Below are 9729 nucleotides of genomic sequence, written 5' to 3'. Positions count from 1 at the left end.
CCTGAAAGAGAGGGACTCATGAACTTAAGAGCAAACCCACCATATTTAACATAATATACATTATGCGCACTAAGGTAGAGGCAGCAAGATTATGCGGTTTTGATCAGAACTCAGTTAACCATCCCGGGATTCTGCTCTGGCCCATTCAGCGCAGTTTTTTACTTTGGATGAAGTTAACCCATGTTATATTGCACAAGATAAAAATATATCATCATGAACAATAAAACTGTCTGCTTACATAAACAGTAATACAAGGGGTGTTATGAGCCATATTCAACGGGAAACGTCTTGCTCGAGGCCGCGATTAAATTCCAACCTGGATGCTGATTTATATGGGTATAGATGGGCTCGCGATAATGTCGGGCAATCAGGTGCGACAATCTATCGATTGTATGGGAAGCCCAATGCGCCAGAGTTGTTTCTGAAACATGGCAAAGGTAGCGTTGCCAATGATGTTACAGATGAGATGGTCAGACTAAACTGGCTGACGGCATTTATGCCTCTTCCGACCATCAAGCATTTTATCCGTACTCCTGATGATGCATGGTTACTCACCACTGCGATCCCCGGGAAAACAGCATTCCAGGTATTAGAAGAATATCCTGATTCAGGTGAAAATATTGTTGATGCGCTGGCAGTGTTCCTGCGCCGGTTGCATTCGATTCCTGTTTGTAATTGTCCTTTTAACAGCGATCGCGTATTTCGTCTCGCTCAGGCGCAATCACGAATGAATAACGGTTTGGTTGATGCTAGTGATTTTGATGACGAGCGTAATGGCTGGCCTGTTGAACAAGTCTGGAAAGAAATGCATAAGCTTTTGCCATTCTCACCGGATTCAGTCGTCACTCATGGTGATTTCTCACTTGATAACCTTATTTTTGACGAGGGGAAATTAATAGGTTGTATTGATGTTGGACGAGTCGGAATCGCAGACCGATACCAGGATCTTGCCATCCTATGGAACTGCCTCGGTGAGTTTTCTCCTTCATTACAGAAACGGCTTTTTCAAAAATATGGTATTGATAATCCTGATATGAATAAATTGCAGTTTCATTTGATGCTCGATGAGTTTTTCTGATAGTTAGTCTTTGTAGAGACACAAACCTGAAATTCCGGACACCGCGCTTCAGGACATCTCCCTGGACGCCGATATCTGGCAGTATCCGGACGGTACTATCGAACGCCGGGCCAACGGTACTACCCTGCCCTTTATGACTGACGACCGGCTATCTCACCCACGCACTTCTCCCTGAAATTTAGCATCGTCGCGGTTAATGTCGAAAATTTGCCACCTGACGTGGTTGGCATCGAGGGTGAAAACTGCCGTGGCGAGGGTGTTCTCCTCATCCGGATCGTCGGCAGCCAGCCGGTAAATTGGCAGTTCGGCGTCAGGGGTATCTGAGAGAATGGCTTTTGCCGCTGCGGCGTCAAACGGAGGTTGCGTTTCCCGCCACTGCACGAGGCGTAACTGCCGCGACGCTGAACTGTCGGTAACGATCTGCTCAACGCCAGCCAGTGCCGCATGCACCAGATGGTTGGCATGCCCGGTTACCGTCGTCAGGGGGAGAACGGAACAGCCTTGACCGGTGGCCTCAACGCTGAACAGCCGCGTATCGCCCAGCTGCCCGAGCGTATGGTGAAACGCCCCGGATCGCGGCTGGCCGGTAAGTATAGTGATGGCCTCGTCGAGGGTGTTCGCATTCAGCGAGGCGCGAGCCAGGATCTGACGCGGTAATCCCTGCGGACGATGCACTGCACGGATGTTATTCACCGTGTTAACGACACCTTTTTCATTCACCGCAAAGGTGTGGCCGCAAATCGACCCCGGATAGGCAAAACTCGTAAAGCTCAGACCGCGACTCGGGGTAATGGTAGCCAGCAAGCATTCATCCCGTAACTGAGGAAAACCGTCTTCATTGTGCGCGATAATCCGCTCGCCTGCGGCGTTTACCCCGGCCACCGTCGTACAGCCATCCGACGTTGAGCGCACCAGATCGCCACGGCAGTTCCAGGCAAAGACCTGATCAACAGTAGCCTCCAGCCCCTGCGCCAACCCCTCCAGCTCCTGCCAGATGAGCGGATAATGCCGCTGCACCTCGGTGCGCATTAACCGGGTCTCAGGGGATGCCTGCAGGGTCATCACCGTTTGCCACAATGACGTGAGCATCAGTTTCTGATGCCATGCTTCACGGCCAAGCTCGCCAAGGCGCAGGCCAATCTCAAACGGGGAACCACTGATGTCGATTTTCTTCATGTGATGGATTCACTTATGTTCAGGAAACGTGCTGTAAAAATTCTTTCAGGCGCGGATTGCTACTGGCATTCAGCAGGATATCAGGTGGGCCATCTTCAGCAATGGTTCCACCATCGATAAAAATCAATCGAGAGGCCACATCGCGTGCAAAGCCAATCTCGTGCGTCACTATAATCATGGTCATCCCTTCATCCGCCAGTGAACGCATCACTTTTAATACTTCATGGCGCAACTCCGGATCGAGCGCAGAGGTTGGCTCATCAAACAGCATCATTTTCGGTTTCACCGCCAGCGCGCGGGCGATAGCCACGCGCTGCTGCTGGCCGCCTGAAAGCTCCGACGGATAGTGCTCGGCCCGTTCGCCCAGACCGACACGTTCCAGCAGCGCCAGCGCCTGTTCGCGGGCTGCCGCTTGACTCATTTTGCGTACGCGGATAGGCCCAAACATCACATTTTCCAGCGCCGTCAGATGCGGAAACAGATGAAACTGCTGGAATACCATCCCCGCTTCGCGGCGGATTTCGCACTCGTTGACGTGAGGATCGGTCAGGTGCATTCCGGCAACCAGCAAAGTGCCGGAGGAGATCTCTTCCAGCTTGTTGATACAACGCAGCAGCGTCGATTTACCTGAACCTGAAGGACCGATAATCACGACCACTTCACCGGCATCAATTTTCAGATTGATATCGTGCAGCACCTGGGTGGTGCCGAAATGTTTAGCGACCGCGCTAAATTCAACCATGCTCATAAAATATGGATCCTTTTCTCCAGTTGCTTCAGCAGAAAGCTCAGGCACAGGGTGACGGCAAGATAAATCAGGGCTACCGCTGTCCAGACCTCAAGGGCACGGAAGTTCCCGGCGATGATCTCCTGCCCCTGCCGCGTTAATTCCGCGACACCGATAACAATGAACAGCGAGGTGTCTTTAATGCTGATAATCCACTGGTTGCCCAACGCCGGGATCATGCGGCGCAGGGCCAGCGGCATAATCACATGCCATAGCGTTGCGCGCTGCGATAATCCCATCGCCAGACTGGCTTCTTTAAATCCTCTATTGATGGACAAAATTGCGCCGCGCGTAATTTCCGCAATATACGCGCCGGAGTTAATAATAATGGTGACCATCGCGGCCGTGATAGGGTCGATACGAACAGGCAGAATCATTGGCAAGGCAAAATAGATAAACATCACCTGTACCATAATTGGCGTACCGCGAATCAATTCGACAAAAATTAATGATAACGTTTTCGCAATACCGCCTCCCAGTGCACGACAGATTCCTGCCAGCAGACCGATGATAAAGCCGCCCGCCAAACCGACCATAGAGATCAATATTGTCAGCTGCAGCCCCTGTAATAATAGCGGCAGGGATTCCCATATATATTTCGTTTCGAAATTCATAATGCGGTCTATTACTCTCGGTTCTGGCCGGGGTTACCCGGCCCGGCGGGGATTATTTAGGTTGCTTGTTAAACCATTTGAAATAAATCTTGTCGTAGGTGCCATCCGCGCGTAATGCCTTTAACGCGGCATCGACCTTCGGCGTCAGGCTGCTGTTTTTCTGCAGGGCAAAACCGTATTTCTGCGGCAGAATGCTGTCCGTTTCCCCGGTCGATTTAACCTTACCGCCACCTGCGGTTTTCACGTAGTAGAGCACGTTCGGGGAGTCGTGAACGACCGCGTCCAGATTGCCTGCCTGCAGGTCGAGATAGGCGTTATCAATATTGGGGAATTCGACATAGTTGGCTTTATATTTGGATTTCATAAAACTGGCCGCGGCGGTGCCCTGCTTCAGCCCCACTTTTTTACCGGCCAGTTCGCTGAATTTGGTGATGGAATTATCACCACTTTTCACCGCCATTAAGAGATCCGCATCGTAGTAACCCTCGCTGAAATCAACGACCTGTTTGCGGGCATCGGTAATGGTGATCCCGGCCATTGCCACATCTAAATTACGCGATTGCAGCCCAGGAATTAAACCGCCAAAATCCATAGGGCGTAATTCGTAGCTGACATTCATTTTCTTCGCAATGGCTTCCCATAAATCGATATCAAAACCAACATATTTATTGCCTTGCTTAAATTCAAAGGGAACGAAGGCGGTATCCACACCGACTAATAATTTATCTTGTGCCATGACGGCAAAACTCGCCGAACAGGCAACCAGTGTCAGGGTAATCTTTAATTTTTTCAATAATGCAGACATAATAATCCTCAGCGTAATTAAGACAGCAGACAGGAGTTTTCGCGCAATACCCTAAAACTGATATTGGCGTTGAGAATAAAAACAGTATCCCTACATTCGCACGCGATATAAAAATGAAGGCGTGCGAATTATTTATGCGGGAAGAATAAAATCCCTGGTGTCGGGTACTGGCGTCTGCGCGCCGTTCATGATCATTGAAAGAAAGCTGTAATAACCGTTGACGCCAATCAGATCGACAACGCCCTTTTCCCCCCAGAGATCGATTGCCTGCTGCCAGGTATCATCGCTGACTTTTTTATGCTGATGCAGCTGCTGGCAAAAATGGTAAACCACCCATTCATCAGCCGCCAGCGCCTCTGGTTGACGCCGTTCATTGATTGCCTGCACCGCCTGCGCCGGGATCCCTTTTTCCCTGGCTATTGGCGCATGAATGGCCCATTCAACCGGCTGCGACCAGTGACGCGCGGTCAGCAGGATGGCCAGTTCCGACAACCGCTGCCCCAGCGCGCTACGGTAGCGCAGATACTCCCCCATTCGCTGCGCATGGGCCATCAGTTCCGGGCTGCGCAACAACGGTTCAAACGGCGGCAGCAGCGCGCCGCGCGGCCCGTTGATAATCTCCTCCGCAAGCTGGCGTTGTTCATCGCTCCACTGCTGTTCTGACAGTGCAGGTAAACGGTTCATGGCTGACGTCTCATCAGTTTATGCGTCTCTTCGCTGATGACCTTGTGCAGTGTATCCACCACGAAATCGAGTTCTGACCGGCTGACAATAAACGGCGGCGCAATCAGAATATGATCGCCCCGCTGGCCATCAATGGTTCCGCCCATCGGATAGACCAGCAGCCCGTGCGCCATGCACTGCGCTTTGATAGCCGCATGCAGCTTCAGCAGCGGATCGAATGCCGTTTTGCGCTCTTTATCGCATACCAGCTCCACGCCGGCGAACAAACCGCGACCGCGCGTATCACCGACATACGGTAATCCGCCGAGCACATCATGCAGCGCCTGCTGCAAATACGCGCCCTGCTGCTGCACCTGCTCGAGCAAACGATCTCGCTCGATAACCTGCTGCACGGCCAGCGCAGCCGCTGCGGCTGTCGGGTGGCAGATGTAGGTGTGACCATGCTGGAACATTCCGCTACCGGCTTGCAGCGCGGCGACGATTTGCTCACTGGCCAGCACTGCGCCAATGGGCTGATAACCCCCGCCTAAACCTTTTGCGATGGTCACGATGTCAGGGACAACGCCATCCTGTTCAAAGGCGTGCAACGTGCCGGTACGGCCCATGCCGCACATCACCTCATCGGCGATATACAGAATGCCGTATTTATCACACAGCCGACGAACGCCTTGCAGATAACCCGGCGTAGGCGGCATTGCGCCAGTGGTTGCGCCAACCACCGTTTCGGCGATAAAACCGATAATTTTTTCCGGCCCGGCGTCCAGAATTGCCGCTTCGAGTTCGCCAAGTAAGCGCTCGGTATATTGCTGCTGGCTTTCACCCGCCTCACGGTCACGGTACTCATTACAGGCCGACACGCGCACCACATCCATCAGCAGCGGCGCGAACTGGCGGCGGCGCCACTCGTTACCGCCAACGGCCAGCGCACCCAGCGTATTGCCGTGGTAGCTTTGTTTACGGGCAATAAATAGCGTGCGATCCGGCTGCCCTATCTCCACAAAATACTGGCGCGCCAGCTTCAGCGCCGTTTCAACCGCTTCCGATCCGCCGGAGACGAAATAGGCATAGTTCAGCGAACCGGGCGCGGTGCGGACAAGCTGCTCTGCCAGTTGTTCCACCGTATCGCTGGTGAAAAAACTGGTGTGGGCATAGGCCAACCGATCGATCTGCCGGTGCATCGCCGCCAGCACATCCGGATGGGCGTGACCCAGACAAGAAACCGCCGCCCCGCCGCAGGCGTCCAGATAGCGTTGACCACTGGCATCGGTGATGTAAGCGCCCTGGGCACTGACTGCCACTGCCGGGGTGGTACGGAGGCTGCGGTGAATGATTTGACTCATGCTTTTATCCTGCTTAAGAAATCGCTTTCGCGTAAGTTGAAAGCATCTTGCAGGATCCATTTGAATCTCGTCAATTCAATAATGATTCAAATGTATTTAATTTTCTTATGATAAAAGCAAATGAATCATTTATCAGGACTTATCGGGCATCACATACGCCCCGGAGCGTTGCAGATAACGTTCTGCGCTCTCAATTTTATTCACCGCCTCCCTACCGTGGCGGGCAACCAGCATCGCCAGCAAACACTCGGCGACGCCCATACCGGACACTATCGAAGGGAAAAAAGAGGGGCTGCTGAGGGAGAAAAGCAACGTGCAGTCCGCCGCTTGCGCCAGCGGCGAAACCGGAGAGTCGGTGATGGCGATAATCCGTGCCCCGGCCTGCCTGGCAGCATTGAGAACGTCGAGAGATTCGCGGGAATAGGGAGAAAAGCTGGTCAATAGCAGGCAGTCTTCCGCGTTGATCTCACGGGTGAAGACTTCGATATTACTGGCCAGCCCGTCAATCAGCGATACCTGGCGATTGAACAATCGATAGACATAAAACAACGACCAGGCGATAGGAAAGCTGGCGCGGAAGCCGCAAATATAAACCTGCTTCGCTTCATCCAGCAACGTCACCGCTTGCTGCATAGCGTGTTGATTCTCTGCCTGAGTGAATGCCAGATTGGCCTGATGCGCGAGGAACACCTCTTCGTACAGCGCGGGCTGCGTTCCTTTCGCGATCAATTTTTCAGCCTTAGATACATATGTATCATTTCCTAAGCCGAGATCGTCGATAAATGCGCTTTTCAGCTCCCGCCAACCGTTATAGCCCAGACGCTGCGCCAGGCGTAGCAGCGTGGCAGGCTTAACGCCGGCTTCCGCGGCGAAAGCGCGCATTGATTGCACCACCAGTTGGTTGGCATTTTGCAGGGAAAATTCCGCCGCGCGCTGGAGTTCTGGCGACAGCAGGCTGAATTGGCTCACAATATTTTCACGAAGATTCATGGCGTATCGTTATCATCCGTAAGAGTGGCTGCGGCGAAACCGGGCCGCAGAAAGGGATATATATAACCATAATTCGCCGTAATTGCATTATGGCAGAGACGGAGGCTCATCCCTGCGCCACGGAGTATCGCCCCAGGCTATTGATTCGAAGTCTCTTTATTTGGCGCCTGAAACCGCAGGATTCGCAGGAACGACCCTATACCCAACTCTTTGATGGCATTGGCAAAAAACATTGTCGCCGCTATCGCAAAAGAGAAATTATTCGCTTTATTTATAAATTGGCTTGCTAAATAATTAGTCAGGTTTTATTACGCAGTAGAGGAATTAAGATGCGTTTCAGTACCATGCCCGACAGTGAAATTATTTCTGAACTGTGCCGAAGAATTAAAGAAACGCGTATACAGCTGGGCCTGTCACAGATTGAGCTGGCCGAACGCGCTCAGGTCGGCGCGGCAACCATTAAACGCGTTGAATTAGGCGAATCCGTTACCCTCAGTACGCTGATTGGTATTTTGCGCGGTCTCGATCGGCTGCATCAGCTGGAGTCGATTTTATTTGACTCGCACATGCGTACATTTAAGGCACAGCTCAATGCCGGAACCCCTTCCCGTATCCGTATTCGGAAAAAAACGCATCAGCCAAAAGAGAAATTGCCCGCCGCTGCCCAGACCAACGAGGCTGATGCCACGATTAACGAATGGTACACCTCATCGGCTTCTAACAGCGTGGTGTGGTCTTTTACGCCGTCCGACGGAGAGAAAAAAAGCTAACAGGCTTCAGATGATTTTAAAGATCAGGGAAGAGAAAACCGCCTGCGGCTCAGGCAGGCGGTTTTTAGGGGACTCAGGATTCACACACCGCGACTTTAATCGCCAGACCGCCCCGGGCGGTTTCACGGTACTTGGCGTTCATATCTTTGCCCGTCTCAAACATCGTTTCGATAACTTTATCCAGGGAGACTTTCGGATCGCTGGTACGGTACATCGCCATACTGGCCGAGTTTATCGCCTTCACTGCCGCAATCGCGTTACGCTCGATGCACGGCACCTGCACCTGGCCGGCCACCGGATCGCAGGTCAGGCCGAGGTTATGCTCCATGCCGATCTCCGCGGCGATGCACACCTTCTCCGGACTGCCACCCAGCAGCTCGGCCAGTCCGGCAGACGCCATCGAGCAGGCCACGCCCACTTCGCCCTGGCAACCGACCTCTGCCCCGGAAATGGAGGCGTTCATCTTGTACAGAATGCCTATTGCGCCCGCCGTCAGGAAATAGCGCATATAGATTTCCGGCGTCACCTCTTTGATATAACGATCGTAATAGGCCAGTACCGCCGGGACAATGCCGCAGGCGCCGTTGGTCGGCGCGGTTACCACTCGCCCGCCCGACGCGTTCTCTTCCCCCACCGCCATGGCGAACATATTGACCCAATCCATCGCGCTCAGTGGCGTAATCGACTGGCTCTGCGGCGCCAGCACGCGGTGCAGCGCAGAAGCCCGGCGCGGCACTTTCAGCGGCCCCGGTAAAATACCTTCCGTATTCATCCCCCGGTTAATGGCGTTTCTCATGGTTTCCCAGATTTTCGCCATATTTTGCTCAACGTTCTCCCGGCCGTGGCGGGCGATCTCGTTTTTCATCATCACGGCGGAAATCGACAGGCAGTTGTTCTGGCAGTGCGCCAGCAGGTTGCGGGCAGAATAGAACGGGAACGGAATATCAACCTCCGCCTCCAGGTTCTTACCAAAGTTTTCCTCCGTGACGATAAAACCGCCGCCGATGGAATAGTAAGTCTGGAAGTGGACGATTTTGCCATCGCAAAACGCCGTAATGCTCATCCCGTTTTCGTGCAGCGGCAGAAACTCATTGTGAAAGCGCATGCATTCCGCCACCGGGAACTGTATCTCGCGCTGACCTTCTTCAATAAACAGACGATGCATGGTGTTGACATCGCGAATAATGCCCGGAATGGCGTCGATATCAACGGTATCCGGTAGATACCCTGACAGACCAAGAATAATGGCGATATCGGTATGGTGACCTTTACCCGTCAATGAGAGGGAACCATACACATCCACCACCAGCCGAGTCACTTTATGCAGCAGGCCTTTTTCCTGCAGGGTATCAACAAACTGTTTTCCCGCTTTCATCGGCCCAACGGTATGTGAGCTGGACGGCCCGATGCTGATTTTGAAAATATCGAAAACGCTAATCATATGGCACCCACACGGTTACATAGCAAAACGGATGCGCCGCCGGT

At 52.8% G+C, this 9729-nt stretch carries 10 protein-coding genes; 2 read left to right on the top strand and 8 right to left on the bottom strand.

What is annotated here, in order from left to right; genetic code table 11:
* Positions 1–262 precede the first annotated feature (262 nt).
* Positions 263–1078, top strand: coding sequence for an aminoglycoside O-phosphotransferase APH(3')-Ia (locus SIK97_RS23510; RefSeq protein ID WP_000018326.1), 816 nt, complete (start codon positions 263–265; stop codon positions 1076–1078).
* Between the two features lie 153 nt (positions 1079–1231).
* Here SIK97_RS23510 and SIK97_RS23505 read toward each other — a convergent pair whose 3' ends face one another.
* From SIK97_RS23505 to SIK97_RS23475, 7 genes are all read right to left on the bottom strand, one after another.
* A complete protein-coding gene (locus SIK97_RS23505) occupies positions 1232–2254 on the bottom strand; it encodes an acyl-CoA--6-aminopenicillanic acid acyl-transferase (protein ID WP_047723911.1) in 1023 nt (340 codons plus the stop codon).
* Positions 2255–2273: 19 nt separating this feature from the next.
* Positions 2274–2996 (bottom strand): glutamine ABC transporter ATP-binding protein GlnQ, encoded by a 723-nt coding sequence (gene glnQ / locus SIK97_RS23500; RefSeq protein WP_025106350.1) that lies wholly within the window; start codon positions 2994–2996, stop codon positions 2274–2276.
* Positions 2997–2998: 2 nt separating this feature from the next.
* Positions 2999–3655, bottom strand: a complete 657-nt coding sequence (glnP, locus tag SIK97_RS23495) for a glutamine ABC transporter permease GlnP (protein ID WP_001008622.1) — start codon at positions 3653–3655, stop codon at positions 2999–3001.
* A gap of 52 nt (positions 3656–3707) precedes the next feature.
* A complete protein-coding gene (gene glnH / locus SIK97_RS23490) occupies positions 3708–4460 on the bottom strand; it encodes a glutamine ABC transporter substrate-binding protein GlnH (protein WP_001275039.1) in 753 nt (250 codons plus the stop codon).
* Between the two features lie 132 nt (positions 4461–4592).
* A complete protein-coding gene (locus SIK97_RS23485; RefSeq protein WP_011152973.1) occupies positions 4593–5144 on the bottom strand; it encodes a carboxymuconolactone decarboxylase family protein in 552 nt (183 codons plus the stop codon).
* Positions 5141–6484: an aspartate aminotransferase family protein gene (locus SIK97_RS23480; protein ID WP_014229371.1), complete on the bottom strand. Its 1344-nt coding sequence runs from the start codon at positions 6482–6484 to the stop codon at positions 5141–5143. Before SIK97_RS23480 ends, SIK97_RS23485 begins: the two co-directional genes overlap by 4 nt.
* A 132-nt stretch (positions 6485–6616) precedes the next feature.
* Positions 6617–7474, bottom strand: coding sequence for a MurR/RpiR family transcriptional regulator (locus SIK97_RS23475; protein ID WP_025106346.1), 858 nt, complete (start codon positions 7472–7474; stop codon positions 6617–6619).
* A 329-nt stretch (positions 7475–7803) separates the two neighbouring features.
* Between SIK97_RS23475 and SIK97_RS23470 the strand changes: the two genes are divergently transcribed.
* A complete protein-coding gene (locus tag SIK97_RS23470) occupies positions 7804–8244 on the top strand; it encodes a helix-turn-helix domain-containing protein (RefSeq protein ID WP_014229374.1) in 441 nt (146 codons plus the stop codon).
* Positions 8245–8317: 73 nt separating this feature from the next.
* Here SIK97_RS23470 and SIK97_RS23465 read toward each other — a convergent pair whose 3' ends face one another.
* Positions 8318–9685, bottom strand: coding sequence for an L-serine ammonia-lyase (locus SIK97_RS23465; RefSeq protein WP_057173991.1), 1368 nt, complete (start codon positions 9683–9685; stop codon positions 8318–8320).
* Positions 9686–9729 lie beyond the last annotated feature (44 nt).

Origin of the sequence: Klebsiella sp. JN_Kp126 (assembly GCF_033843325.1) — a bacterium.
GTDB lineage: Bacteria > Pseudomonadota > Gammaproteobacteria > Enterobacterales > Enterobacteriaceae > Klebsiella > Klebsiella michiganensis.
The sequence above is the reverse complement of the archived record's forward strand: the minus strand, read 5'-3'. Positions and strand labels throughout refer to the sequence as shown.

What these genes read in the sequence shown, in the direction of transcription:
- SIK97_RS23510 (WP_000018326.1), top strand. Translation starts at nt 263, where the DNA reads ATGAGCCATATTCAACGGGAAACGTCTTGCTCGAGGCCGCGATTAAAT.
- SIK97_RS23485 (WP_011152973.1), bottom strand. Translation starts at nt 5,144, where the DNA reads ATGAACCGTTTACCTGCACTGTCAGAACAGCAGTGGAGCGATGAACAA.
- glnP (WP_001008622.1), bottom strand. Translation starts at nt 3,655, where the DNA reads ATGAATTTCGAAACGAAATATATATGGGAATCCCTGCCGCTATTATTA.
- SIK97_RS23475 (WP_025106346.1), bottom strand. Translation starts at nt 7,474, where the DNA reads ATGAATCTTCGTGAAAATATTGTGAGCCAATTCAGCCTGCTGTCGCCA.
- SIK97_RS23465 (WP_057173991.1), bottom strand. Translation starts at nt 9,685, where the DNA reads ATGATTAGCGTTTTCGATATTTTCAAAATCAGCATCGGGCCGTCCAGC.
- SIK97_RS23505 (WP_047723911.1), bottom strand. Translation starts at nt 2,254, where the DNA reads ATGAAGAAAATCGACATCAGTGGTTCCCCGTTTGAGATTGGCCTGCGC.
- glnQ (WP_025106350.1), bottom strand. Translation starts at nt 2,996, where the DNA reads ATGGTTGAATTTAGCGCGGTCGCTAAACATTTCGGCACCACCCAGGTG.
- SIK97_RS23470 (WP_014229374.1), top strand. Translation starts at nt 7,804, where the DNA reads ATGCGTTTCAGTACCATGCCCGACAGTGAAATTATTTCTGAACTGTGC.
- SIK97_RS23480 (WP_014229371.1), bottom strand. Translation starts at nt 6,484, where the DNA reads ATGAGTCAAATCATTCACCGCAGCCTCCGTACCACCCCGGCAGTGGCA.
- glnH (WP_001275039.1), bottom strand. Translation starts at nt 4,460, where the DNA reads ATGTCTGCATTATTGAAAAAATTAAAGATTACCCTGACACTGGTTGCC.